This window comes from Paenibacillus solani (assembly GCF_001277345.1).
GTDB lineage: Bacteria > Bacillota > Bacilli > Paenibacillales > Paenibacillaceae > Paenibacillus_AQ > Paenibacillus_AQ solani.
Genome location: NZ_LIUT01000006.1, coordinates 364,788 through 390,594, shown reverse-complemented (window position 1 = coordinate 390,594; position 25,807 = coordinate 364,788). Strand labels below are relative to the sequence as shown.

Genomic DNA, 25,807 nt, shown 5'->3' with positions numbered 1-25,807 from the left:
TCGGGGTCTTGCTGTGTTTGGCTCTAGTGATCAGGCCGCAGCCTATTCCAAAATAACGGTGGTATAAGGAGGAAGCTTTAAGCTGCTGCCGTTCAATGCCGCGTGATTGTCAGTTGTTTTGGACAAAGTATGGAATTCTGCAGATCCATTCTTCGCTGCTAGGTCCACCGTCTGCTCTGTGCCTGACAGATTATGTACCACCAGGGTACTGCTATCATTTGTGTGGCGAATATAAGCCATCACTTGCTGGTTGCCGGATGAGTAGGATTTAATCGTGCCGCGGTTCAGGGCAGGCATCTCATTCCGCCAGCGGATAAGCGTGCGATAGCGGGACAGCAGAGAATCCTCATCATCCGTCTGCTGCTCTACGCCCAGCACCTGATCGCCCCGATTATGCTTTAGCGGCTCCCAGGTCGTCTGTCCCTTTTCATTGCCGGTATTGGACCAGATCATTGGCTCACGGATTTGTTCGTCCGGCTTTGCTCCCTTCATCCCGATCTCTTCACCGTAATAGATAAACGGATTGCCCGGCATGGTCAGCAGGATGCCTGCGGCCATCTTGGCGTGATTCCCATCATCCTTTAACTGCGACATGACACGGTTCATATCATGATTCGTCAAGAATGCAGCATCCGTAAACTTGCCACCTGATACCTGGCTGTACAAACCATACGTCCGTTCCAGGGTAAACGCCAGGTTGTTATCCTTCTCGTTCATCGCAGCGCCAATGATGCTCTCGCCCAGGCTGAAGTTGAAGCCCGAATCAAATGCGTTATTCAAATATGGCGCGATGACCGCAGCGGAGTTATCCCAAATCTCTCCGACGATATAAGCGTCCGGGTTCACCTCATTCATGCTGGCGCGGAATTCCTGCCACCATGCTGTATTCTTAGCCGTTGTCTCCTCACCCTTATCGGACATCAGATCCTCATAAATATGTTTGGCTGCATCGATACGAAATCCATCGACACCGAGCTCCAGCCAAAACTTCCCGATATCTTTCATTTCCTCGCGGACCTTGGGATTATCAAAGTTTAGATCGGGCATTCCCCCCCAGAACGTGCCCATATAATGGGCCCCGTTCAGCTCATGCCAAGGCGAGCCGCTGCCTGCCGCGCTCACCCCCGAAGGGGTCTTTCCTTGATCCTCGGCCCAGATGTACCAGTCGCGGGTAGCTGAAGCTTTGTCACTCGCAGCCTGCTTAAACCAGTCATGCTCCGTGCTCGTGTGATTGACCACCAGATCCATAATAATCTTGATCCCGCGCTTATCCGCTTCGGCAAGCAGCCTCTTAAAGTCATCAAGCGTCCCGTAATCAGGGTGAATTGAACGATAGTCAGTCACATCGTAACCGTGATAGCTTGGCGAAGGATTGATGGGCATCAGCCAAATCCCCGTCACGCCAAGATCATCGGTCGTGTTGGGATCTCCATCATTCAAATAATCCAGCTTCTCGATGACACCTTGTAAATCACCGATCCCATCCCCATCGGAATCATAGAATGAGCGTACGAAAATTTCATAATAGACATCGGATGGCTGCTCATCCACTTCCGTTGTTTCCATGGTTGCCGGCGTTTTGGGTTCCGGGTGCTTTGTTTCCGGTGCCGCTGTCGGCTTGATTCCTTGAGAAGGAGAAGCCGTGCCGCTGCAGCCTGCAAGCAGGCTTCCCGTGAGAGCAATGGCGGCAAAACAAATAGACAGAGTCCTGATTTTTCTTCGCTTATTATGATATACCATAGTAATGGCCTCCTGTTCGATGCAGCTGATATTCAAGCGCAAACACCTATGTTTTCCAGCAATTCATAATTAGCGCAAACGTTTGAATTATAGCCTTCTATTATATTCCAATAAACCGGTTACAATTTGTGGTCTATCTATGTCCGTATGTGTTGTATTCCTTTCAACCTGGCTGTTCTTTTATATATCATAACTGACTTATTCAATTTGTTAAATCGTTTGCACAATGCCGTTTCATGTCATTTTCCTGATATTTATCGACCTAACGCCATCTTTCCTCTCATTTTCTTTCTCTTTCTTTGTTTTTTATGCAATTGTGAATGAAATATCCTGACTGACTTGGATACGTATTTACAAGCCTGTCGTTTAACGTTAATATAGCATTGTGAAACCGTTTAAAATATCGGTGACATATCGCTTTAAATCAAGATGTTTCGCGTATAATCAGGGTCTTACGAACCCACAATTGAATAAAGAAGAACGGACCGCGACTAGCGGAAATTATTCTTGTGAAATAAGGAGCACACACGCTGTCGCTTTCTTATTTTCAAAAAAACGCAAACGGTTCCACTGGAGGTCCTATTATGTCTGTAACGATAAAAGATGTTGCAAAACGAGCTGGTGTATCCCCTTCCACCGTCTCCCGGGTGCTATCCAATCATCCTAGAATCAGCCGCGAGACCTCCCGCAAGGTAAAAGAGATTATGGAAGAGATGGGCTATCACCCCAATATCATGGCAAAGAGCCTCGTTTCCAAAACGACCGAGAGCATATGCGTCATTCTGCCAAAGCCTGCGGAAGAATTATTCCTTAACTTATTCTTCATGGAGCTAATCCGGGGCATTGTCACACAGGCGAACCGTTCGGGATACGATGTAGTACTCAGTTCAGGAGGCAACGAGAAGGAAGAGGTCGAAGCAGTATCCCGTCTTCTTAACGGCCGCCGCGTCGATGGCGCTATCCTGCTCTATTCGAGACAGGACGATCAGGTGGTTGAGTTTCTCAAGTCGAACAATTACCCGTTCGTGCTTGTCGGCAGGAGTGAGAAATACCCTGATCTATTATCCGTCGATACCGACAATGTTCAGGCTGCCTATGATGCAACCAAGCATCTGATCTCGCTGGGACATAAGCGGATTGGCTTTGTCAGCGGTCCGCCTAATCTGATCGTATCTCAGGACCGGATCAAAGGTTATGGCAAAGCACTTGCCGATGCAGGTCTCGAGATGAGAAAGGAATGGATTGTCGAAGGCGAGTTCCTCCAGGAGAGCGGCTATCGGGCGATGTCCTTTTTCATGAATCTGCCTGAGCGGCCAACGGCGCTTGTCATTGTTGACGATATCGTATCTTTCGGGGTACTGCGGGGACTTCATGAGCTGGGATATAAGGTGCCTGAAGATGTTTCTATTATCAGCTTCAACAACATTTCATTGACCGAACTGTCGACACCGCCGCTCAGCAGCGTAGACATCGGTATCTATAATCTGGGTTATACCGCTTCCCAAGCGCTGATTCAGACCATCCGCAACGATGATAACACGATACTGCCGCATCGTTACATTATTCCGCATCGGCTTATGATCCGCGAATCCTCCATGTTTTCACTGCCAAAATCTTAGGATTTTCGTTAACAGGCCGAGGAAACCACGATGAAGTTTTACTAAATAAAGAAGCATTGAGGTGCTTCCTTTATTTTTACAGCTTGGTTCAAACGTTTGCACTAATTGACTAAGGAGGATTTACATGTCATCCATAACCGCTTGTTTATTCGATCTTGACGGTGTTTTGGTGGATACCGCCAAGTATCACTACATTGCCTGGAAGCGTCTTGCCAATGAACTTGGCTTCGATTTTACGGAGCAGGATAATGAACGCCTTAAAGGAGTAAGCCGTATGGCTTCGCTCAATATTCTGCTTGAGATTGGGGGCGTAACGCTGGATGAGATTACGAAGATGGCACTGGCCGAGAAGAAGAATGCCTGGTACGTCGAATATATTTCCAATATGGATAAATCCGAGATTTTACCTGGTGCCCTCGAGTTTATCCAAGCCTTAAAGGAGCGCGGCATCAAGGTTGCGCTGGGCTCTGCCAGCAAGAACGCGATGCTGATCCTGAACAACACTGGCCTCACGCCATACTTCGACGCTATCATCGATGGAACGAAGACCAGCCAGGCGAAGCCGGACCCCGAGGTATTCACGCTGGGAGCTCGTGAGCTTGGAACCGAGCCGGAAGCCTGCGTCGTATTCGAAGATGCCGAAGCCGGAATCGAAGCTGCTACGCGGGCGGGGATGCGCAGCGTCGGCATCGGTTCGTCTGAAACCTTGGGTCAGGCCAACCTCGTTCTTCCCTCCCTGGAAGGATTCACGGTGGACCGTCTGCTGGAATTGTAGGCGAATACACACATATGCTTACAGCATCCAGCAGTTTCATCCTATATAGATCTGCAACCATTTTTCCTAAAAACAAAGGAGCCGATGATTGTGAAACAATATTTAAAGCTTGATGAATGGTCAATTATTGAAGAGGGATTTGATCCTCACACCCATGAAATCTCGGAGAGTGTTTTCAGTATCGGGAACGGGTTTATGGGCCAGCGTGCCAACTTCGAGGAAGCCTACAGCGGCTCTTCTCTGCAAGGCAGTTATATGGCTGGCGTGTATTATCCGGATAAAACCCGTGTTGGCTGGTGGAAAAACGGTTATCCTGAATATTTCGCCAAATTGCTGAACAGCACCAACTGGATTGGCATTGACATTGAATTCGACGGCACGCCGCTGGATCTCGCCAAATGTACGGTGAAGGATTTTGTACGTGAGCTGAATATGAAGGAAGGCTTCCTCTCCCGCCGTTTTACCGCCGTTATGGAGGACGGCAAGGAACTCAAAGTCGAAGCCATCCGTTTTGTCAGCATTGTACGCCACGAGATCGGCGCCATTCGCTATGCCGTAACTCCGCTTAATTTCAACAGTGAGATTACCATTACTCCTTATCTTGACGGCGATGTAAAGAATAAAGATTCGAACTATGACGAGAAATTCTGGCTTGAGGTATTTAAAGAAGCGGCACATGGCTCGGCGGCAGTAACGGTGAAAACCAAGAAGCTCGATTTCCATGTAACCTCCGTCATGTCTTACACCATCTTAAAGAACGGAGAGAAGCTGGAGCTCCAAGCTGAACTGGTGGAGAAAGAGAAATATGCGGGGAACCGCGTAAGTGTGCCGGTATCTGAGGGAGAAACCGTCACCACGTACAAATATGTGGCTAATGTTACTTCCCGCAATCATGGACTCGGCGAGCTGGTGGAAGCTGCACGCGCTGTGCTGGAACCCGCGGCTGAAGCCAGTTTTGAGCAGCTGTTGAAAGAACAAGCCGATGCATGGGGCGATAAATGGAAGGAAAGCGATATTGTCATTGAAGGCGATGTAGCAGCCCAGCAAGCGATCCGCTTTAACATCTTCCAGCTGAACCAAACCTATAGCGGCGAAGACGACCGTCTAAACATTGGACCGAAGGGCTTCACCGGGGAGAAATACGGCGGCAGCACCTACTGGGATACCGAGGCTTACTGCCTTCCGTTCTACCTGAGCACGGCGGATGCCAGCATTTCGCGCAACCTGCTGATTTATCGTTATAAGCATTTGGAAAAAGCGAAGGAAAACGCCAGAAAGCTCGGATTCACCAAAGGGGCCCTCTATCCTATGGTGACGATGAACGGCGAGGAATGCCATAACGAGTGGGAGATTACGTTTGAAGAAATTCACCGTAACGGCGCGATTGCCTACGCTATTTATAACTATGTAAATTATACCGGCGACTTCTCTTATCTCGGTCAATACGGTCTGGAAGTGCTCGTGGAAATCTCCCGCTTCTGGGAAGAGCGTGTGAATTACGTAGCAGCGAAGGATCAGTATATGATGCTGGGCGTTACCGGTCCGAACGAGTACGAGAACAACGTGAACAACAACTGGTACACCAACCGCATTGCCAGCTGGACGATGGAATACACGCTCGACGTGCTTGAATATTTGAAAGAGAATGAGAATGCCCGCTATGAGGAGCTTACAGCGAAGCTTGCCCTGCAGGAAGCCGAAACAACCAAATGGCAGGATATCATCGGAAAAATGTACTATCCGCTAGATGAGGAGCTTGGCGTATTCCTGCAGCAGGACGGCTTCCTTGACAAGGAGCTTGTTCCGGTGAGGGAATTGGACCCTGTCCACCTGCCGCTGAACCAGAACTGGTCTTGGGACCGCATTCTGCGTTCGGTGTACATCAAGCAGGCAGATGTGCTGCAAGGCTTGTTCTTCCTGGGCGACCAATACGATCTGGCTACGAAGAAACGCAACTTCGACTTCTATGAACCGTTCACGGTACACGAGTCCTCCCTCTCACCATGCGTGCACTCTATTCTCGCATGTGAGCTTGGCTATCAGGAGAAGGCATACGAGATGTACCTCCGTACCGCTCGCCTGGACCTGGACAACTACAACAATGATACCGAGGACGGCTGCCACACTACCAGTATGGCAGGTACCTGGATGTCCGTTGTGCATGGCTTCGGCGGTTTGCGCGTGAAGGACGGCGTATTGCATCTGAACCCGTTCATTCCGGGTCATTGGTCTTCCTTCTCCTTCAAAGTGATGTTCCGCGGGTCTCGCCTGAAGGTAAGCGTCAAAGGGAATGAAACCATCATCGTGAATGAAACAGAGACACCTGCCCTCCTGAATGTAAGCGGGAAGGAATTCAGTATCGACGGATTTGGGGAAATAACGGCAGCTGCAAAATAAGAAAAGCATGGCTTTATATCAGAGAATTCCATAAAAAAACAAGAGCCCGATTGAGAATTCCAGCGGCCCTTGCTCTATAGGAAAAACGGACCCACCCAAGAAGCATTCTTAAATCCTTGGCGGGTCCGTTTTCATTTTTCGTACCAGGCATCTGCAACGTCGGACTTTAGCCGGACGTACGGAATTTCTCTGCCGCTCCTCACACTCTCAGGGATTCGATTATGTATGCTATGAATAGGTTATTCGAGAGTGCGGTTCAAGCGGAGGTCTTTCAGCTGGCTTTCCGAATAAATACCCTTGTGAGAGCTCAATTCCAATATCTCGGCAAAAATGAAACTCCTCTCGTCGCTCAATGCCTTCAGCTAATACCATGGCTCCAAAATCATGAGCCATATTCGTGATGATCTCAAGCTGTTTCTGCTGGGCGTGACTCCGATCACAATGATCGATAAGGCTTCGGTCAATCTTTACATAATCCGGCTTAAGCCTCACCATCTGCTCCAATGTGGAATAGCCTGCTCCCACGTCGTCCATGGCAACGGATATTCCGTGGCTGCGATATACCTCAAAAATGGATTGCAAATGTTTGATATCCTCAATCTTCTCCGTCTCCACAACCTCAAATACGAAATCCTTTGGATCCAGCTGGAGCTTGTCGATGGTATTAAAGGTATGACTTAGACACATTTCCGCATCATATATCGAAGATGGCAGAAAATTGACGAAACGCTTCATGCCCATAGGAAGCCACTCAGCACTCGTCTCAATAGCACTGATGCGTGCTGACCGGTCCAGGAATGAATGCAGTCCGGTTTTGCGTGCCGTCTCAAACAGCTCATACGGCTGAAACGCAATGCCCCAATCTACCGGGCGAAGCAGAAATTCATAGGCCACAATCCGCTCGGATGGATCTACGATGGGCTGCATGTAACTCGTAAACTGCTTGTGCAGGATGACACTTACCATATCGTCATGCTCCATTTGCAGTTCGAACCTGCGCATCGGCGTCCACGTAAGCCGTTCGTGAGGAGGTTCTCCACCAGTAACACAGAAGAAGAGCTCCTGACGAATCTTCAGTGGAAGGGGTTTCAGACACTTAATCATGGATTTAAGTTCTGCCCGTACCCTGTACTTCACAGCACAACCTTCATTGTTCTCTTGGATCGCGTAGCCATTCACTTCCAGCAATTGAATAAGCTCACCACTAGCAGGCTTCATATGAACGATCCCCTGGTCCTCAATCGGTTCAAAGGTGCTGCAATTGTCGCAAATCATGTTCGTCCTCCTTGGCAAGCTGGCTCTCACTATGCTTCTTATCGGCATTTTGAATATGATTTCTTTGCATTTTATGGATTTTCTATCGAAGTTATAACCTGTTTTATAAAAAAAGCGCAATATTCGCGCAATTCCGCAGTCTGCATTCTACAAAATTCGACTCAAAAAGCTGCTAACAACGCAGGATCGAAACTCATCTTGTTCCTCTATTTCATAATTTGATCAAGAAACTTTAGCAGCATTGTCCGCTCTACATCAAAATGCCAGCGGGCATGTCTCTCCTTAGCCGCATACATCGCTGCATCGGCACGGCCGATCAGCTCCTGGTCATTTGCGGCATGATCTGGATATACCGCAATCCCGATACTCGGTGTGGTTATCACCTCATGACCTTCCAGCTCGTATGGCTCGCTAAGCATCGTCCAGATCTCTTCTGCCATCCAGATCAACTCTTGATCCTCGCCGGCCGAATTGATCATGACAGTGAACTCATCCCCGCCTAAACGGGAAACGAGAATCCCCTTCGATTCCAATGTTTGCAGCCTTTGGGCGACCTTGCGGATCAGGATATCACCGGCACGGTGACCGTACTGGTCATTGACTCGTTTGAACCGGTTCATATCCATATACAGCAATCCTACTCGGGAGCCTGTACGGGCAGCCTCCTGCAGGGAGCTCGACAGTCTCGCGTTAAAGTAGCGGCGGTTATACAGCCCCGTAAGATCATCGCGATGCGCTAAGGACTCGCTCTGCTTCAGACTTTCATGCAATCGGTCAAACAAACGGTCATTCTCGAACTGGATCAGAACCTGCCGAAGCAGGATCAGGACCACGCACAGGGCAAGCCCCGTAAAGAGTCCATTCCAACCCCCATACCGCTCAGCCATGAGGGCAAACATGCCGCCCAGCACACTATATGGAAGCAAATATCTTACAATCAGGTTTCCGACCGATCGCTGCTCCCTCTCGATGCCACGCTGATATCGAATGCGGGAAGCGGATTTCCTCCCGGCAAACCCAATGAAAAATACAGATAACGTATATAGCCAATCCAAGAAAGAACGGACCTCGATTTTCTTAAAATCGGTGAGATAGATATGTAGAGCATCAGCGATAATATAAATACTGCCGCCCAAGCATAAATAAATCGTTGCCCGCTTCCCCAATTGCCTTGTATTAAAATATAGCACCAACATAAAAAAAAGAAGTATGATTGCGCATAGCGGATACAACATGTCCACCCATAGACTTCCCCACACCGCTTCAACGGCCCATCCCTCAAGCTCAGGCTTGATGAGATACTCCCACCCCACCGTCATCCCCGTAATTCCCACGATGACGATATCCAGCATAAACCGCAGCCCCCGGAATGAACCTTGAAGGTGACGGAATAAATAAATGAGCGAACCAGCGAACAGAAGCACTTCAAGCAGCCAGAATATATGAGATAACCATTGGAGAGATCCGCTTTTTCTCCCAAACCAGAAATAGCAGGCCTGGATTAGCCGGGCGGCGGCATCCCCCATCAATCCGATACTCACCATGAGCCAGAAATTGCGCAAATACGTCTCGTATCGCTGGCATACTCGAAATAAATACAAGGAAGCGGCGGCGGGAGCAATAATAACTAGAATATGCTGCAGTGAAGCGACCTCAGGCATCCACAAAGCTATCAACATTTGAATGAATGCATATATTATGGTGAGTCGAATCCACAGATGGTCTCTTGGAGTTAGACTCATAAGCATTCCTCCTCGGCCAAAGGTAAACTTGTTCGCTCTCGGTAATAGGTCTTTTGTATGAATATACCTATTACAATGATACTTTTCGCCCATCCAAAAGTAAAGATCAGGAAATTGAAGAAAATCATCTCTTCGCCTGCTAGAACGGTAACTTATCGCAGATTTGCTCTTGAAAATAAGTCCTTATTTTAAAGGAATATTACAGAACCATTTTATCCCAATAGCTGTGAAGCGAACAGGGCACTAAACCCGGTATTTATCCAGCCAATTTGGCCTATTTATGCTCGAATCGGGCGGATATGATGAGGCCAGAATAAATTCAAAGCATGAAATATTAATAGGATCAACCATTAATATCATATCGACATTCCATTTTATTCATCTGCTGAATTCTGTACATGGCTGTTCCGAACTAGACAGGAATTAGGGTTAGGACTATAATAGCGGATGTAAGCCCGATAACTTCATAAATACCAGGGGAGCTGGACATTGGCTGGCTGAGAGTGTATCCCAAGATACTGACCCTTAAACCTGATCTGGGTAATGCCAGCGTAGGAAGCCCATATATGCGGCATATTATTTGCCGTGGTATACACTTACGCCGTCATGCGTCCTGATGCTAAAATCAGGGCGCTTTTTTTATGAAGTTGAAACAAAATACATAGAATATTTCAAAGGAGAGACACACGATGAAGAAAGTAAAATGGATTCCGCTGCTGCTTGCTTGCGTCCTGCTGATCGTTGCATCGGGTTGCGGCTCAAGTGGAACGAACAAGGACACCACGAATGAAGGTGAAACCGCCCAGACTCCCGGGAAGCTTCGCGACGTACAACTGATGCTTGATTGGTCTGCCAATACGAATCACACCGGCCTGTATGCAGCGAAGGAGCTTGGGTATTATGAGGAAGAAGGACTTAATGTCCAGATCGTCCAGCCGGGAGCAGGTGGAACCGATACGCTGGTCGCCACTGGAAAGGTGCCGTTTGGCATCAGCTACCAGGAAGGCGTCACGCTTGCCAGAACCCAAGGGCTGCCGCTTGTCTCGATCGCCGCCATCATTCAGCATAATACATCCGGCTTTGCGGCTCCCAAGGATAAAGGAATTCTGAAAGCAGGCGATTTTGAAGGAAAATCCTATGGGGGTTGGGGATCGCCTGTGGAGGAAGCCGTTATGAAATCCATCATGGAAATGGATGGGGCCGACGTCAGCAAGGTCAATTTGGTTAATATGGGAGATGCCGACTATTTCACGGCCGTCAAACGTGACATTGATTTTGCCTGGATCTTCTATGCCTGGACGGGCATCGAAGCCGAGCTTCGCAATGAGCCGCTTGATATGATTTATGTTAAGGATTACTCGGAGCAGCTTGACTATTACACACCGGTTATTGTTACGAACGAGAAGCTGATTCAGGATGACCCTGAGCTCATCAAAGCGTTTATGCGGGCAACCTCCAAAGGTTATGACTATGCCATTCAACATCCCGAGGATGCAGCCAGCCTGCTTACGAAGGCCGTTCCTGAGCTGGATGGCGAACTTGTGCTTGCCAGTCAGAAATGGCTGAGCCCCCGTTATAAGGACGATGCCTCCCGCTGGGGCGAACAGAAGGCCGAAGTATGGTCGGGATATGCCGATTGGATGTTTGAGCGCAAGCTGCTGGAGAAGGAGCTGGATGCTGACCGCGCCTTTACCAATGAATTTTTACCTGAGCAGCCATAAGGTTATTTCTATTCAATAAGAGAGACGGCCTTTGCAGCAACACGGCCTCTCTTCCATTCATTAATACCAACTGTACGAAAGGATGAGTTTGTATGGCGAATACCCTGCTGAGCATACAAGTGATACCAAGAACGCCCGATGGAGGGGACAGCATCCCTTATGTGGATGAAGCGATCAAGGTTATTCAGGAATCAGGCGTAAAATATGAGGTTCACGCACTTGAAACGACCCTGGAAGGAGAGCTTTCCGAGCTGCTCAAAATTGTTGAGCGCATGCATGAAGCCCTGGTGAAAGCGGGAAGCCCGAGCATCATATCCCAAGTCAAAATCGCACATCATCCCAGCGGGATCAGCATGGATAAGCTGACCGAGAAATACCGCCCATGAAAAGCTGGTGGAGTTCCGTCTGGCCGCCCGTTGTGGCGGTCCTCTTCTTTTTGGCGGTGTGGCAGGCCGCGGTATCCCTATGGGATATTGAAAAATACATTCTGCCAGCACCGACGGCCATCGGGCATGAAGCCGTTTCTGGAGCTTCCGATCTCCTCCCGCATGCATTAGCCACCCTGAAATTAACCTTGATCGGATTTATCATTGGTGCAACGATCGGCCTTGTCATCTCATTGGCCCTCCATATGGTGCCTTTTCTCAAAACAGCCCTATATCCGCTTCTTATTCTTAGTCAGAATGTGCCGACGATCGCTCTGGCTCCCCTGCTCATGATCTGGTTCGGCTTCGGCATGCTGCCCAAGGTTATCGTCATTACACTGGTCTGCTTCTTTCCTGTTGCTGTTGCGGCCCTGGACGGGCTTGCACGTACCGACCGCACCATGATGAATTATATGTTGATGTCAGGGGCCACCTCGTGGCAAATTTTCACGAAGCTGGAACTGCCGCATGCGCTCCCTTCGATCTTCTCGGGAATTCGAATCGCAGCCACTTATTCGGTCATGGGAGCGGTTATTGGCGAATGGATCGGTTCGGACCGAGGCATCGGCTATTATATGATGCTGCAAAAATCCGGCTACCGTACGGACCGGGTGTTCGTGGCCATTCTGATCATCGTCCTGCTGAGCTTGATGATGGTGCTGCTTATTACGCTGCTGGAGAAGCGGCTTATCCGCTGGAATCGAAAAAAATGAAGCTATAATAAATGGAGTTTTCACATCCAATTTATATAGGAAAGGAGACTGTTCACGGTATGACACATCAAGGATCTCAGCCTCTCCAAGGCGGGCATGGCCAATCTCAAACCTTAACCTCATGTGCCCCTGCCCTGGAGGTTCGAGGCATGCAGAAAACATTTCGTGATCGGCGCAGTGAGATACATGTCTTAAATAACCTCTCGCTCCAAGTGCGGCCCGGTGAATTCGTGTCCATGATCGGCCCTTCCGGCAGTGGGAAGAGCACGCTTTTTCATATCATCGGCGGCTTAATGGCTCCGGATGCAGGCTCCATCTTCATGGACGGTCAGGACGTAACCGGGGCTCAAGGACGTATCGCCTATATGCCTCAACAGCCTGCCTTGTTTCCTTGGCGTACGGTAGAAGATAATGTGCTCCTTCCCGAGGAACTGAGAGGAACATCGAAAGCTGCTGCCAGGGCAAGTGCCCGCGACTGGATGAAACGTGCGGGGCTGGCCGGCTTCGAGAAGGCATACCCGCATACACTCTCAGGAGGTATGCAACAGCGGGCTGCTTTTCTAAGGGCCTTGATGAGCCCGCAGGAAGTCATGTGCCTGGACGAACCATTCAGCGCACTCGACGCGCTGACACGCAGCGATATGCAGCGCTGGCTGCTCGATATCTGGGAAGATACGCGCCGTTCGGTGCTGATGATTACCCATCATATCGAGGAGGCGCTGCTGCTATCGGACAGCATCTACATTCTATCAGCACGCCCGGGCACCATCTTGAAACGGGTAGAGGTTCCCTTTCCCCGTCCGCGCAGGGATGACATGCTGACAGACCCGTCCTTCATCGCATTAAGGACCGAAATCTCCGCCATCATGCGGGAAGAACAACATAAACGCGGATCTTATCTAGAGTAACGCAATAGGCAATCATAGCGGCTGGCAGTGACTTTTTCACCCGGTCTCCCGCGATAACATGTTACGTTAGGTACCGCGCTGTATGCTTGCGAAGAACGGATAATATATAAAAAGCTCCACAGAAGCTTATAAGTGAGGTTATGTAATGAAGACATCATTAAGACAAACTGAAGCAGACTTCCCTCTGATGGACACCCATATTCACCTGGATCTTTATGAGGCATCCGATCAACAAAAGATTCTCGCAGATATGCAGCATAGCGAGGTCCAGTCCGTCATCTCTGTCTCCATGCACCTGGCATCCTGCAAGCGAAACCTGGAGCTGGCCCGGCAAAACGCGCCAATGGTGCGGCCAGCCTTTGGTTATCACCCCGAACAAGCTCTTCCTTCCTCCGCAGAAATGAACGAGCTGCTGGAATGGATGGCTGAACATAGCGATGAGATGCTTGCTGTCGGAGAAGTGGGCCTCCCCTATTACGCCAGGCTGGAGGCCCAATCAAAGGGCCGTTCGTGGGATAACCGCCCATACGAGCAGCTGCTGGATCAATTCATTGCATTCGCAAAAGAGCATCACAAGCCAGTTATTCTGCACGCTGTGTATGAAGATGCGGATATTGCATGTGATTTACTTGAAAAGCATAAGCTTACTCGTGCTCATTTCCATTGGTTCAAAGGCTCCCGTAATACGCTGCAGCGGATGGCAGATAGGGGATACTATATCTCTTTTACCCCTGATATTCTTTATGATGACGAGATTCGTGATATCGCTAGCAGATATCCAGAGCATCTCGTCATGACCGAAACCGACGGTCCTTGGCCGTTCGAAGGCCAGTTCACCGGACAGATGACCCATCCACGGATGACCTCCGCAGTCGCTGCTGCCTGGGCTGAGCTTCGTGGATTATCCTTGCCGGAGGGCCGCAAGCAGCTCTACGAGAATGCCATGCGGCTGTATGATTTATAGATTACAGATACCTTAAAATTCACAGGTCGAATGCTTAAGCAATCGGCTTGTTTTCTTTAAGGAACCGGTTATACTTATTAATCAATTCATCGAGCACAAGCGATTGTCCGAGAACTTTGGGATGATTAAATTCACGATATCGCTGCTTCATGATATGAAGCTTATGGCGCTCTCGCTCGATATTAAACTTTATACCTTCCTTGGTCTCCATGATTTAATACCCCCTCCTCAGGAATATTTTACACTTTAATGTAAAATTCTAGGATGTTTGTTATTAGACATTAAGAGATATTATATGGAGATATTCCCCACCCCCCTCCTTATTCATACACCAATCCACTAAACGCAAGCCTTCATAAAAAACCCGCAGAATCATGAAATTTCATGATTCTGCGGGTTGGAGTTTTCTACTTATTCTGCTGCCTTTTGCTGTGTATGATAGAAACGCTTAAGTCTTCTTACAGACTTCCGGGAGATATTAAGCCCTTAACCCCTGTACGGCGCAGTAGGATTCGCAATGCTCATTGCTAGCGTCTCATGAAGCCTTTCCCTTCCAGGAAATCCTTCATATGCAGTCTTACCGGCTCCGCCAAACGCTTGGCCATAAGCTCTGACCATGGCGTATTATTCTTGCCCTGGGTACGCTTGGATAAATATTCGGAAGAGATGCGGTCATAATTCTTCACTTCCTCTACAGCCTCCCGCTCGTAACGGTCCCGATGCAGAACGGCTTCCATCGGAAGCCGGGGGCGCAGTCCGGGTTTCTGATCGGGATAGCCGAGGCACATTCCAAACACGGGATAGACCAGCTCCGGCAGCTCCAGAACTTCGGAGAACTCGGCAATGGCATTGCGAACCCCGCCGATATATACAATGCCAAGGCCCAGCGATTCTGCGGCAATCGCGGCATTCTGCGCAGCCAAAGCGGCATCCACCGTAGCCACGATGAAGTTCTCGGTCGAATCTTCGTACGTCTCTTGATCAGCCGAAAGCGCATCTGTACTCTTTTTCAAGCGGAACAGATCTGCGCACCATACGAGAAATACCGGACATTCCACGATATACGCCTGGTTTCCCGCTAATTCAGCCAAGCGCTGCTTCTTCTCTTGAGAGGTGACGGCAATGATGCTGTACGCCTGGACATTGCTGGAGGTAGATGCCATCTGGCCTGCAGCCACGACTGCTCTAAGCTGCTCCTCTGATACGGGCTGATTCGAATATTTACGAATCGACCGATGGTTCATTAGCAGTGAAATTGTATCATTCATCGGATATTATCACTCCTTCGATTTAGATAAAAAGGTTTAATAGGATTCCTGCAAAATGATCTCCTATAATCTATATTTCAAGCTCCTGAGAGAGCTTATGAAACAATGCAAAAAGCCGGCATGCTATAACTAGCAACCGGCTCAAACTCAGCTCTTGCCCTCAAGCTTCCTAATATACCGGGGCTTCTATTAGGACACAATATCGTAGCCCTGCTCTTCAATCGCCTCTTTCAATGCTTCAAGGCTAACCTTGGTTTCATCATACTCAACAGCTACAGTGCTCGATGCCAAATCGACTTTCCCTGAAGCTCCTGCATTCTTTAGCGCGCCTTCAACCGAGTTCACGCAGTGGTTACAGGACATGCCTTCCACTGTTAATGTCACTTGTTTCATGCTGTCGCCCTCCTATCCAATAATGTTGTACAATCTAACCTTACTATACCCCCCGTAGGTATGTAAAGTTCGTTGAGGGTTCAATTCTTCTACGGATAATATGAAATATTAGGAAGATATTTCTTGTTTCCGTCTGTTATAATGTACATAAATCGTTTGATTCATGCATATCTGGGCAATTTTTATGAAAATATTCCTTTTTAAATAAAATTTGATTGTTTGTTGCAGGAATTACCAATTCATTGTCGAACTATCTTTATGAATAGGGAACATTGAACTATGAAAGTAGGAACTTTATTATGGTATTTGACGGCATTATACTGGGATTATTTGTCGGACTGATACGAGGCGGATTCCGTCATGGCCTGCAGCAATTCAGCAGGATTCGCCTACGGGGCGGCATCATTTTCCCCATCCTCCTGATCGTTCAGCTGCTTATATTCCGTTTTCAAGTAAATTCTGACTGGTTGTCCTCCGCAAGCGGATATATATTTATGTTCATCTATGTTGCTGGCATGGTCTTCCTCTGGATGAACCGGGATCAGAAGGGGTTTGGGAGCATATTAGCCGGGGTCTTCCTCAACTTCCTGGTCATGGCTGCTAATGGCGGAAGAATGCCGGTATCCATGAGTGCAGCTTCTGTTCTTGATCCCATCTACGTGGACATGCTCATGGATGGGGCAGCTACGACCAAACATTATTTAATGGATGCTACGACCCGCCTGTCTCTTCTTGGTGACATCATTCCACTATCCCCGCCTTATCCAAGAACGCAGGTCATCAGTATCGGCGATATTATTATGAATATCGGTATTTTCCTCTATATCATGCATCTCATGACTTCAGGAAAGAATACCACCGCTCATAATCCTACTCGACCATCCGATACGACTGAGCAAGTTGAACCACAAAATTAATCATACATCATACCACCTGGAAAGGAGGGAGATCTGTGAAAAAGACTGATAAAATCAAGTATTCCCGCATCGTATTGAATGCAATCATCGTTGCTTCCGTAGTTGTTGCTTTGACTTCCGGTTACAGACTGGGCTAATTCCTTACCTTACACAAAAAAAACAGGCTGAGAACTCCAGCCTGTTTTTTTACATCTTTTACGTTGTTTTGCCCCCCGTTATATCTTAAAATTGGAGAATACACCATGTTTTTATGAGGAGAACCGTTATGTCCATATTCAAGCGTCCTAAGATTTCTCGGGAAAAGCTTCCGATACAGCTGTATTTTGTACTCATATCGCTTATGGGCTGTTTAACCTTTCTACTAGTGCATAAAGGAGAATTTATACATTATTCCCCTTCACAGTGGGTATGGGTTTATGCGATGTTAGGTGCTGCCCTCATATTAAATTATTTTACCTTCCAGCTTCCGCCCGAAGGTAATTTGCAATCTATGGATTCTTCCGTTTACTTAGCTTGCATATTCATATATGGCGCTCCTTTCGCTCTTTCCGTCATCCTATTCAACACTCTAGCGATCGCACTCTATGACAGAAAGGTCCCCTTTTGGAAGCATTTCGTTAATTTCTCCATATATACACTCATGATCGTAGGATCCTCACTTATTTTTAAGATAGCAGGAGGACAGACAGGACCTATCCTCAACAATCAATTTGGGGCCTATCTTGCCGCATTGCTTGTGTATTTTATTATCAATGTGTTTCTAATTGGATTCTATTATTACTTATTATATCGCGGATCTTTATATGACGTCCTGAAGTCCTTCATTAAAGATACCCTGCTCGTTTATTTGAGTACGCTCATAATGTCTCTGGTCCTCTCTGTGCTCATCGTACATAACGCCGTGTTCGGACTTACCTTATTTATAGGTCTTAGCATCATGCTGTCCTATTCTTTCAAGCAGCTCTTCACCATGTATACGCAGTTACAGGAGAAGGCGATCAAAGATCAACGGACCGGCTTGTATAATCATAGTTATTTTGAAAACCTGCTCGACAACGAAATCAAGAAAGCCAAGACAACGGAATCACCATTATCCCTGGCCATGATTGATATCGATGACTTCAAAAAATATAACGATCAGTTCGGACATCTGAAAGGCGATATGCTTCTGGGGTTCCTCGGCCAATATTTGAAAGTTGAAGCCGAAGCAGCCGGGGTGATAGCCTCTCGTTTCGGTGGCGAAGAATTCACGATTCTTATGCCGGGTTATGATGACAACCAAGCGCGCTCCTTTATGAACAGGCTCCGCAAAAAGCTGAATGACACGTACTTTGAGGGCGTCGAGATTTTCCCTTCCGGGTGTCTCTCCTTCTCGGCTGGCGTGGCCGCGTATCGAATTGACATCCATGACAAGTCACAGCTCGTCGAGCTTGCCGATCAAGCTCTGTACTATGCCAAGAAACAGGGAAAGAACAATGTGCATGTATACGGGAGCGGTGCGGAAAAAGAATCCGAGATCGACTTTGCGGAAGATGTCCGCGATATCGAGCAGCAGTTGAAGCTGTTCTTGTATAAAGATGTGGATACGTTCAAACATTCCAAGCGTGTCTTCCGCTACGCGATGGACATGAGCGAAGTGCTCGGACTTGATAGTGCGGAGCAGCGCAATTTCGTACTCGGCGCACTTATCCATGATATTGGCAAGCTGGAGATCCCATGGGCCATTCTTAATAAAAAGGACAAGCTTACAGCAAGCGAATGGGAAACCGTCAAACGGCATGTCAGCTGGGGCAAACGCATTGCCGAAACGAACGAAAAGTTCAAGGAACTGGTTCCTTATATTGAATTGCACCACGAACGGTTTGATGGCGGCGGTTACCCGCACGGCTTCAAAGGCAGTCAAATCCCCAAGCTGTGCCGCATGCTGACCATTATCGATTCATTTGACGCAATGACCACGGAACGGCCATACCAGCAAACCAAAACCTTTGAGGAAGGAATTGAAGAATTGCTCCACTGCTCGGGCACGCAATTTGATCCGGAGCTTGTCGAGCTGTTCATTCGTTATTTACGGCTTAAAGCCGAAGCCCAGCAGCAGCCTGCCGCCAGCTTGGAGACATCCTGATGAGTAATCGGCTGCAGAATGATTCTCCCGCCCCGTCCCATCTTAATGTTTGATACTCTCTCAAAAAAGGTATAAAGGTAGTATCCTAATGATAATGAGGTGAGAATCGGTGGCTGATAAGAAAAAGAATCTTCCGCTTCAAAATGGTCCCGGTAACATGGATCACCCTGAACAATATCCGACGGAAAATGAAAGCCTGTTCGACAAGTTTGAGAGCGAACAGCATGTGGACCCCATTCCCATGGAAGATGCCAGGCTGGAACGCGAGGAAGAAAAACAGCGAGACGGCACATCAAAACAGCGTTCATCCAGTGATGACAAGTATCACAGCGGCTTCTAGCATGAGATGGTCTAATGGCTGCAGTGCAACTTGACCGTAGGGCTCCGTTATGGCGGAGCCTTTTTAGTTAGATTATATAGAGTGGAGTGGACCCTTTGTTTTCGATATGGACATTAACCCGCATGCAGCGAAGAATGCTTCTGATCCTGATCGCTGTGGTTCTGGTTATGTCATGTTTGCTGGTGCTGACCGGCCTTCATGAACGTACCCCGAGCATAAGCAGCGTCATCGAAGAACGATATATCCAAAGTGCGGCCATGATCAGCCACCCCGGCGAAGAGCTGGAATACCACGCTTCTCGTGTCATGCCCGGTGTGCCGCTTATGATTGCCGGACTTGCCGCCTTGTTCGGAAGCATTGACGCTGCCCTGGTAGCCTATCAGCTGCTTCAATGCGTCTTTCATGCCTTTTCTGTCTACCTGGTGTTTGTGCTCTCCCGCTATATGTTTAATACGCGAATTGCTTTTCTCTCGTGCTCGATCTATGCGCTGTTCTGGCCGGCATACGGCGCAGTCCGTCTGATCTTGCCCGATATTGCCATGCAAACCTTGATGCTTCTCCTCGTCTGTGCAGTCATCGGGGCATTGGAATTGAAACAGGCTGGCTGGTATGCTGCGGCCGGGGCACTAACAGCGCTGATGGCTTGCTACAATCTGCAGGCGCTGCTGTATCCGGTGCTATTCATTGCCTTTTGGATCAAGTATCGCAGCCCCATCAAAATCGTAATCGGCGGAATCCTCCTCATTGGCATGGGTTATTTGCTTATCCTGTCGCCATGGTGGTTGAACATCCCTCTTTTCAACCGCTTGATGTATATGTCCGGGCCATGGAATTTAGCCTCGCTGTGGCTGGAATCCAGATATATTGAAGGCAATCCCATCGTTCATCTGTTCCGCAGCATCTTTGCCGGCCGGACCTCCAAATATGCAGCTGCGATCGGAAATGAGGATGCAAGAAAAATCGTGCAATCCGCGTTGGATGCCGTCCGTCTTGTGATGCTGTTCGCCGGGGTTGCCGGCGTCATCTGGTCCGTGTGGAAATACCGCCTGAAGCGGCAGCTTCCCGTCCTGCTGACATTGCTGTATTTTATTGCTGCCGAATGGTTTGTTCCCAGTCTGGATGGAACCGGATTCCCCTACTCGGTCTTCCTGCTCCTCTATGCCGCATTCTTGGCTGACAAAGCGATCCTCTACGCCCATAAGACACGCTTGCTGCGTAAATAGGATGAAACCGTAATGCCTGGCTAAATCTTCGCTCATAATCCCGGCCGCGCCTGAAAGCACTCTTTTCGGGCGCTTTTTTATATATGTTTAAACTTGTCCACCAATAGCTGCGCCTATCTTATCTCTGCAAATCCTATAGTCCCTATATCATTTAGTTCAGCCGAAACTGTAACTTTATGCTTGGGTTATACGTGTATTACCTAGAGGGGAGGCCATGAAACTGAACAGTCTGGAATCAATTTATCAATATTATGTGAAGGACGTTTACCGTTATCTTTACTCCCTCTCTTATGATCACCATACGGCGGAAGATCTGGTGCAAGAGACCTTTTACCGGGCTTATCTGTATCTTGAGGATTGGAAGGAAGAACGAATAAAGCCATGGTTATTCCGGGTGGCCCACAACGCTTATGTTGATTATCAGCGTAAAGCAAGCCGCAGTCTCGTCAAAGATGCTGCCTTTTTCGAACAGATGGTTGATCAGAATACACCCGAGAGTACGCTGCTCCAGCAAGAGATTCACCGGGAAATCGGACAGATGCTCTCCCAGATTCCCGACAAGCAGCGACAGGCCGTCCTCCTGGTCGATTTTCACCAATTCACGTATCAGGAGGCCGCGGACATCATGGGCATTACCTTATCGCATATCAAGATTACACTGTTTCGGGCCAGGCAGCGGCTGCGGGACATGAAACGAAAGGAGGAGTTAGGATGAGCGAAGATTTCAAGCAGCGACTAAAAGATTACGAAGACGGGAAGTTAAGTGACGAAGAAAAAATGGAAGTCGAACGCGAAATCGAGAAACTGGAGGAATACCAGGCTTACGTAAACGAGTTGATGGACCAAGCGGAGGCAGATAACAATAAGCGTGCGCATGCTAAGGGCAAACCATCAGGTCTCTCTCCCAAAAAAGAAAAGCGGATCGTGCGCAGGGGAAAATGGAAGGCTCGCATCTCTAATACGCTGACTGTCCTGTCTGCATTCCTGGCTATATCCATCATTAGCTCGATCTTAACGGCACTATTCTACGGGATGGGTGATCCAAGCCGAAACGATAAATACCGGGATGCCATTGCTTCCGCTATCTCGATTTCCCATCCTAATATTGATGTCTCGCTGAACAGTCAGGGCAAAGTCTTCTTCATGCAGGAAGTATACGGGGATATGAAAAAGCGCGTAGGCGATGATCGCGTGACGGTCGGTGAATACTCCGTCAACTTCCTGTTCGGGCTGCCATCGGTCAAGGAGGATTGGAACGGACTCAGCACAGGTACCTCTCAAGTTTTCCAACGGCCGGATGGCAAATCTGAAGCTTCTGCCCTAGCTGATGCGGAGAATGGCAGCGGTCAACAGTCGGCAAAAGAACAAAAGAAGGATGCGTCTTCTGCCAAAAGCGGCGATTGGTCCAGGCTAAAGAAGCTCCCCGAGGGTACGGTAGCCGAAGCTTATGTATCATTTAACCGCTTCTTCTCGACCGATGAACTGCTCAAGGAATTTGAGAATCTGGATATGGAAGCGATCTGGTTTGCCGTCGATACCGGACCGGATGACCGGTTTGGGGGCCATGATGGAATCATCTCCGATCCCGTCGGCTTTCCGGCTATGCCCGTCTGGCATAATGATGATCTGACGGTAACCTCATACGGGGAAGAAAAAAGTGGCTGGTTCGGCAAAGTATCGTTCAGCGGCGGACATTACCCCTCTTTGGAAACGTATGGGGATGGAGAGCTGCGAAATGAACATTTCATAAAATCGCTGCGGCTGCTGCAGGAGTATGAACTGATTGCTGACCGAGTGGCTCCGTTCATCGATATAGATGCTTCGTTGGCTTACGTAGAACAGCATGGCGTCCAGCTCTATGGGGCTGTTGTAACCGGTCCTGTCAAGGAGCTGTTGACCCTGCGCGAGGTTTCCTGGGTGCAAGATTTGCGGGTCGGAGAAGTGCGCCTGTGGAATTGGAGCGAATAAGGGAAGCCTGTGGCTAACAAGCGCAGCATCGCTTGCTGGTTAAGATGAAATTCAAATGACACGGAATGATAAGAAATCCCGGTGTTCGCTTCACGCGAAAGGCCCGGGATTTTTGTTATTCCATATCAATGATAGGTCATGAAGGGCCTATGTTTCGATCGTTTGTCTCCTGTGCTTTGCCAGACTTCCACGAATCCGTTAAACTGGTAAGACGATAATCGAAATACGAAATGATTGGTGAATTACATGACATCCATACCCTTCTATAAACGCCCGTACGGCGGTGAGCGTCAGGATATTCCGTTTGCGAAGCTGGCTTCCTTCGAGAACAGCCGGGACCTGATTTCCGATGATGTGCCGGATGCGGCTTTTTTTCGCGGCTTGGAATCCCAGGGGCTGCTGTTGAACCGCGCCCAAATCCAGGCCGTACGACATACACAAGGACCGCTGCTTACGCTCGCTGGAGCAGGCTCCGGCAAAACCTCCGTACTGGTCAGCCGGACAGGCTATCTCATAGCTGCCAAAAGGGTTGATCCTGCTTCGATCCTGCTCGTTACCTTCTCTTCCAAGGCGGCAGCAGAAATGAAGGAACGCATTATGGCACTTCCCGGTTTGCGAACAAACGAGACCGCCAAGGTAACGGCAAGAACCTTCCATTCCTTCTTCCTGTACTTGCTGCGAACCCGCGGCTACAAGCAGGAGATTCTGAGCAATGCCAGGCATCAGCAATTTATCATGAAGCGCATCCTGCGGGAAATGGGCTTGCAGGACAGCTACGAAGCCGAAACGCTGCTATCGCTGTGGTCTGCCCATCGAATGAACATGACCAGGCTTGAAGAGCTGCCTGCCAAAACACCTGCCGATGTGGAGCAAAAGCAAATATTCGCCCGTTATGAAGCTTGGAAGGAAGATCATGGCCAGATGGATTTCGATGATATTCTGGTCATGTCCTACCATCTGCTGTCTCATGATCCTGGTTTGCTTGCCTCCCTTCAGAGGCGATACCGATATGTTATGGTCGACGAGTTCCAGGATACGGGATTGCTCCCTTATGAGCTGCTGAAGAAAATCGTCGCTCCGCATCGCAATCTGATGGTTGTCGGTGACGATGACCAAACCATATACGGCTTCAACGGTGCACGCAACGAATTCATTCTGGAATTCGACCAGACCTTTCCCGGCGCCAAGGTGGTGACACTGGATATCAATTACCGTTCCCTCTCTTCGATCGTCGGGCTGGGAAATGAAGTGATCCGCGTCAATGAGCGCCGCCGTTCCAAGCAGCTGCGATCTACCCGCAAGAGCAGTGGTGTGCCGCTGTATCTTCGTCCCGGCGATCCCGACCAAGAAGCCGAGCTGCTGCTGACCTATATTACCGAGCAGGTCCGGGAGCACGAAAAGCAATACCGCGATCATGCAATTCTGTACCGAACCGCAAACAACAGCCGAGCTATCTTTGAACAGCTCGTCATGCGGGAAATTCCGTTTATTCATTACGAGAACGGCGATCTGTTCTATGAGCAGTGGATCGTCAAACCGCTTCTGGATCATCTGCGGCTGTCGCTGGACCGGCGCAATTTCACGGCGATGGAAGGCATGCTTCATACGCTTTACATCAATCGGGATAAGGGCATGGCTTTCATCCGGCAGCAGGACGCACCGAGGCCCAAGAAAGGCCCGCTGTCTCACCTTCTGTCCTTACCCGGCCTGAAGGATTTTCAGATTGAGAATATCAGAGGCCGTTCCAAGCTCATCAAGGGATTAAAAGCGATGGAGCCGCTGCAAGCTGTTCAGGAAATGAGGCGCCAATTCTACGATAAATTTCTGGAGGCGGACGAACGGCAGGAGATTACGCTGCATAAGGAATTCATACAGGAGGCGCTGGATGAATTGGAGGCTTCCGCCAAGCGCTTTGACCATATCGCCGAATTCGTCGAATTTGTCGATCGGTTAATCGCCATCCATAAGGAAATGGCGGCCATGAAACGGGACGAACATGCCGATGCCGTCCGCTTAATGACCATCCATAAATCCAAAGGGCTGGAGTTCCCCTCTGTATCGCTGATCGGGGCAAGCGAGGGCATTCTTCCGCATACATCCGCATTGGACGCAGAGCGCCGGGATGATCAGCGTCCGTTGTCGGACAGAGAGGTTAAAGCACTGGATGCGCTCGAAGAGGAACGCAGATTGGCTTATGTCGCCATCACGAGAGCACGAGACGAACTCATTATCAGCTCACCAGGCTTTTATCGGGGACGAAAAGCGGAGGTTTCCCGCTTCTTCCGGGATGTATTCGTCACGGATGAACAGAGTAAGCAAGGTAATAGCATCCCGGGCAAGGACGCGAAGTCATCGACACACCGATCCTTTACTGCAAAGCGTACGGTTCGCATAGAGACATCTGCCAAGCATTCGTCCACGTCCTCTTCTGCTGGCCAAAGATCCACGGTTGCAGCAACTCCCGTAAGTCGGCTCAGCGGTTCAGGTGTACACCCCGTACAGAACTCTCGGGACATGGCTGCACCCACTGCCATGGAGATCGTCGATGTGTGGCTGTGCACGGGGGCTCATTGCAAGGGCTGGCAGCGGGTCACTGCAAGAATCCCGGCTGCTGCGGGCAAAGGGAACCGGGAGAACAAGCTCTGCCCTCTATGCCAATCGCCCATGACCCAAGGAAAAAAGGAAGTACCGGTGCCGCATAGACGCTAAAGGCTCGTAATTGATGGCATAACTAAATAATCAATAAATGCATGTAGGCCATTCATGTTTGTTCCAAGACGAGATCTCCCTTTTACCCGTGCCTTTGATATTCCGAATGATCAGGGTGAGCCTTGGATTGAGTACATTAAGGTGACAGAGGGTCAGTTTATCGAGCTGTTTTACGGAGGGCAAAATAAGCCGGAGCAGATAGCCAAGCCCGTAGGGTTCTCCCATCTCTGTCTGGAAGTCGAAGATATTGAGCGAATGGCGGAGCATCTTCGCAATCAAGGCGTGAAGCTGGACGTCGAGCCGGTCCAGGGAAAGGACTTCAATTGGCAGTGCTGGGCAAGGGACCCGGACGGCAACCGGATCGAATTTATGCAGCTGGATCCAAAATCGCCGCAGATGAACTGCTAAGCTTCACGTATGCAACCTCATCCCGGCCGTGTTATTGTGGAGAAATCAAATCATACATGATGGATTTACAGGCACAGGCATCTTTGCAGGCGGTTATCCTGCGAATGACAAGGCCCTTTTCGCAGCATACAGGGTTGGCCTTGTTTTCTTATGCAGACTATAGAAACAGGCGGCTGC

At 49.0% G+C, this 25,807-nt stretch carries 22 protein-coding genes and 1 riboswitch; of the genes, 16 read left to right on the top strand and 6 right to left on the bottom strand.

The window, feature by feature from the left end; genetic code table 11:
* Window positions 1-42: 42 nt before the first annotated feature.
* Complete coding sequence (locus tag AM231_RS23045) at window positions 43-1,740, bottom strand: alpha-amylase family glycosyl hydrolase (RefSeq protein WP_054404678.1); 1,698 nt, start codon at window positions 1,738-1,740, stop codon at window positions 43-45.
* Window positions 1,741-2,324: 584 nt separating this feature from the next.
* Here AM231_RS23045 and AM231_RS23040 point away from each other — a divergent pair.
* The 3 genes from AM231_RS23040 (at window position 2,325) to AM231_RS23030 (ending at window position 6,531) form a co-directional block, all read left to right on the top strand.
* Entirely contained in the window at window positions 2,325-3,359 is a 1,035-nt protein-coding gene (locus AM231_RS23040) for a LacI family DNA-binding transcriptional regulator (RefSeq protein WP_054404677.1), read from the top strand.
* A 124-nt stretch (window positions 3,360-3,483) separates the two neighbouring features.
* Window positions 3,484-4,134 carry a beta-phosphoglucomutase gene (gene pgmB, locus AM231_RS23035; RefSeq protein ID WP_054404676.1) on the top strand — a complete coding sequence of 217 codons (651 nt, stop codon included), beginning with the start codon at window positions 3,484-3,486 and terminating at the stop codon, window positions 4,132-4,134.
* 90 nt (window positions 4,135-4,224) lie between these two features.
* The gene (locus AM231_RS23030) at window positions 4,225-6,531 is read left to right on the top strand and encodes a glycoside hydrolase family 65 protein (protein ID WP_054404675.1); all 2,307 of its coding nucleotides are present in this window, start codon (window positions 4,225-4,227) and stop codon (window positions 6,529-6,531) included.
* Between the two features lie 228 nt (window positions 6,532-6,759).
* On the opposite strand, the gene AM231_RS23025 is transcribed toward AM231_RS23030, so the two are convergent.
* Window positions 6,760-7,806: an EAL domain-containing protein gene (locus tag AM231_RS23025; RefSeq protein ID WP_053490174.1), complete on the bottom strand. Its 1,047-nt coding sequence runs from the start codon at window positions 7,804-7,806 to the stop codon at window positions 6,760-6,762.
* 206 nt (window positions 7,807-8,012) lie between these two features.
* Window positions 8,013-9,548: a GGDEF domain-containing protein gene (locus tag AM231_RS23020; RefSeq protein WP_054404674.1), complete on the bottom strand. Its 1,536-nt coding sequence runs from the start codon at window positions 9,546-9,548 to the stop codon at window positions 8,013-8,015.
* Window positions 9,549-10,013: 465 nt separating this feature from the next.
* A riboswitch (TPP riboswitch) is annotated at window positions 10,014-10,124 on the top strand.
* Window positions 10,125-10,237: 113 nt separating this feature from the next.
* On the opposite strand from AM231_RS23020, the gene AM231_RS23015 reads away from it, so the two are divergent.
* The 5 genes from AM231_RS23015 (at window position 10,238) to AM231_RS22995 (ending at window position 14,279) form a co-directional block, all read left to right on the top strand.
* Window positions 10,238-11,269, top strand: a complete 1,032-nt coding sequence (locus tag AM231_RS23015) for an ABC transporter substrate-binding protein (RefSeq protein WP_054404673.1) — start codon at window positions 10,238-10,240, stop codon at window positions 11,267-11,269.
* 92 nt (window positions 11,270-11,361) lie between these two features.
* Window positions 11,362-11,655: an MTH1187 family thiamine-binding protein gene (locus AM231_RS23010; protein ID WP_053490177.1), complete on the top strand. Its 294-nt coding sequence runs from the start codon at window positions 11,362-11,364 to the stop codon at window positions 11,653-11,655.
* Entirely contained in the window at window positions 11,652-12,407 is a 756-nt protein-coding gene (locus AM231_RS23005) for an ABC transporter permease (RefSeq protein ID WP_053490178.1), read from the top strand. Before AM231_RS23010 ends, AM231_RS23005 begins: the two co-directional genes overlap by 4 nt.
* Before the next feature lie 59 nt (window positions 12,408-12,466).
* Window positions 12,467-13,315, top strand: a complete 849-nt coding sequence (locus AM231_RS23000; RefSeq protein WP_054404672.1) for an ABC transporter ATP-binding protein — start codon at window positions 12,467-12,469, stop codon at window positions 13,313-13,315.
* Between the two features lie 145 nt (window positions 13,316-13,460).
* On the top strand, window positions 13,461-14,279 hold the full coding sequence (locus AM231_RS22995) for a TatD family hydrolase (RefSeq protein ID WP_053490180.1): 819 nt from the start codon (window positions 13,461-13,463) through the stop codon (window positions 14,277-14,279).
* A gap of 34 nt (window positions 14,280-14,313) precedes the next feature.
* Here the strand turns inward: AM231_RS22995 and AM231_RS22990 are convergent, their stop codons facing one another.
* The 3 genes from AM231_RS22990 to AM231_RS22980 form a co-directional block, all read right to left on the bottom strand.
* Window positions 14,314-14,490, bottom strand: coding sequence for an aspartyl-phosphate phosphatase Spo0E family protein (locus tag AM231_RS22990; protein ID WP_053490181.1), 177 nt, complete (start codon window positions 14,488-14,490; stop codon window positions 14,314-14,316).
* A gap of 316 nt (window positions 14,491-14,806) precedes the next feature.
* Window positions 14,807-15,547 carry an oxygen-insensitive NADPH nitroreductase gene (nfsA, locus tag AM231_RS22985; protein WP_053490182.1) on the bottom strand — a complete coding sequence of 247 codons (741 nt, stop codon included), beginning with the start codon at window positions 15,545-15,547 and terminating at the stop codon, window positions 14,807-14,809.
* Between the two features lie 189 nt (window positions 15,548-15,736).
* A complete protein-coding gene (locus tag AM231_RS22980; protein WP_053490183.1) occupies window positions 15,737-15,940 on the bottom strand; it encodes a cation transporter in 204 nt (67 codons plus the stop codon).
* A gap of 299 nt (window positions 15,941-16,239) precedes the next feature.
* Here AM231_RS22980 and AM231_RS22975 point away from each other — a divergent pair, with 299 nt between their 5' ends.
* From AM231_RS22975 to AM231_RS22940, 8 genes are all read left to right on the top strand, one after another.
* Window positions 16,240-16,857 (top strand): DUF5317 domain-containing protein, encoded by a 618-nt coding sequence (locus AM231_RS22975; protein WP_053490184.1) that lies wholly within the window; start codon window positions 16,240-16,242, stop codon window positions 16,855-16,857.
* Window positions 16,858-17,122: 265 nt separating this feature from the next.
* Window positions 17,123-18,982: a bifunctional diguanylate cyclase/phosphohydrolase gene (locus AM231_RS22970; protein WP_053490185.1), complete on the top strand. Its 1,860-nt coding sequence runs from the start codon at window positions 17,123-17,125 to the stop codon at window positions 18,980-18,982.
* A 109-nt stretch (window positions 18,983-19,091) separates the two neighbouring features.
* Window positions 19,092-19,322 (top strand): hypothetical protein, encoded by a 231-nt coding sequence (locus tag AM231_RS22965; protein ID WP_053490186.1) that lies wholly within the window; start codon window positions 19,092-19,094, stop codon window positions 19,320-19,322.
* Between the two features lie 122 nt (window positions 19,323-19,444).
* Window positions 19,445-20,545: an ArnT family glycosyltransferase gene (locus AM231_RS22960; RefSeq protein WP_242615285.1), complete on the top strand. Its 1,101-nt coding sequence runs from the start codon at window positions 19,445-19,447 to the stop codon at window positions 20,543-20,545.
* Window positions 20,546-20,759: 214 nt separating this feature from the next.
* The gene (locus AM231_RS22955; RefSeq protein WP_053490188.1) at window positions 20,760-21,260 is read left to right on the top strand and encodes a sigma-70 family RNA polymerase sigma factor; all 501 of its coding nucleotides are present in this window, start codon (window positions 20,760-20,762) and stop codon (window positions 21,258-21,260) included.
* Window positions 21,257-22,513, top strand: a complete 1,257-nt coding sequence (locus AM231_RS22950) for an anti-sigma factor (protein WP_054404671.1) — start codon at window positions 21,257-21,259, stop codon at window positions 22,511-22,513. Before AM231_RS22955 ends, AM231_RS22950 begins: the two co-directional genes overlap by 4 nt.
* Before the next feature lie 246 nt (window positions 22,514-22,759).
* Entirely contained in the window at window positions 22,760-25,222 is a 2,463-nt protein-coding gene (locus AM231_RS22945; protein WP_053490190.1) for a UvrD-helicase domain-containing protein, read from the top strand.
* Window positions 25,223-25,276: 54 nt separating this feature from the next.
* A complete protein-coding gene (locus AM231_RS22940) occupies window positions 25,277-25,630 on the top strand; it encodes a VOC family protein (protein ID WP_053490191.1) in 354 nt (117 codons plus the stop codon).
* Window positions 25,631-25,807 lie beyond the last annotated feature (177 nt).

Excerpts from the sequence above, each read along its gene's own strand:
- AM231_RS22990 (WP_053490181.1), bottom strand. The coding sequence starts at position 14,490 with ATGGAGACCAAGGAAGGTATAAAGTTTAATATCGAGCGAGAGCGCCAT.
- AM231_RS23020 (WP_054404674.1), bottom strand. The coding sequence starts at position 9,548 with ATGAGTCTAACTCCAAGAGACCATCTGTGGATTCGACTCACCATAATA.
- AM231_RS23045 (WP_054404678.1), bottom strand. The coding sequence starts at position 1,740 with ATGGTATATCATAATAAGCGAAGAAAAATCAGGACTCTGTCTATTTGT.
- AM231_RS23040 (WP_054404677.1), top strand. The coding sequence starts at position 2,325 with ATGTCTGTAACGATAAAAGATGTTGCAAAACGAGCTGGTGTATCCCCT.
- AM231_RS23000 (WP_054404672.1), top strand. The coding sequence starts at position 12,467 with ATGACACATCAAGGATCTCAGCCTCTCCAAGGCGGGCATGGCCAATCT.
- AM231_RS22995 (WP_053490180.1), top strand. The coding sequence starts at position 13,461 with ATGAAGACATCATTAAGACAAACTGAAGCAGACTTCCCTCTGATGGAC.
- AM231_RS22955 (WP_053490188.1), top strand. The coding sequence starts at position 20,760 with ATGAAACTGAACAGTCTGGAATCAATTTATCAATATTATGTGAAGGAC.
- pgmB (WP_054404676.1), top strand. The coding sequence starts at position 3,484 with ATGTCATCCATAACCGCTTGTTTATTCGATCTTGACGGTGTTTTGGTG.
- AM231_RS22975 (WP_053490184.1), top strand. The coding sequence starts at position 16,240 with ATGGTATTTGACGGCATTATACTGGGATTATTTGTCGGACTGATACGA.
- AM231_RS22940 (WP_053490191.1), top strand. The coding sequence starts at position 25,277 with ATGTTTGTTCCAAGACGAGATCTCCCTTTTACCCGTGCCTTTGATATT.
- AM231_RS23010 (WP_053490177.1), top strand. The coding sequence starts at position 11,362 with ATGGCGAATACCCTGCTGAGCATACAAGTGATACCAAGAACGCCCGAT.
- AM231_RS22980 (WP_053490183.1), bottom strand. The coding sequence starts at position 15,940 with ATGAAACAAGTGACATTAACAGTGGAAGGCATGTCCTGTAACCACTGC.
- AM231_RS22950 (WP_054404671.1), top strand. The coding sequence starts at position 21,257 with ATGAGCGAAGATTTCAAGCAGCGACTAAAAGATTACGAAGACGGGAAG.
- AM231_RS23025 (WP_053490174.1), bottom strand. The coding sequence starts at position 7,806 with ATGATTTGCGACAATTGCAGCACCTTTGAACCGATTGAGGACCAGGGG.
- AM231_RS23005 (WP_053490178.1), top strand. The coding sequence starts at position 11,652 with ATGAAAAGCTGGTGGAGTTCCGTCTGGCCGCCCGTTGTGGCGGTCCTC.
- AM231_RS23015 (WP_054404673.1), top strand. The coding sequence starts at position 10,238 with ATGAAGAAAGTAAAATGGATTCCGCTGCTGCTTGCTTGCGTCCTGCTG.
- AM231_RS22945 (WP_053490190.1), top strand. The coding sequence starts at position 22,760 with ATGACATCCATACCCTTCTATAAACGCCCGTACGGCGGTGAGCGTCAG.
- nfsA (WP_053490182.1), bottom strand. The coding sequence starts at position 15,547 with ATGAATGATACAATTTCACTGCTAATGAACCATCGGTCGATTCGTAAA.
- AM231_RS22970 (WP_053490185.1), top strand. The coding sequence starts at position 17,123 with ATGTCCATATTCAAGCGTCCTAAGATTTCTCGGGAAAAGCTTCCGATA.
- AM231_RS22960 (WP_242615285.1), top strand. The coding sequence starts at position 19,445 with ATGCAGCGAAGAATGCTTCTGATCCTGATCGCTGTGGTTCTGGTTATG.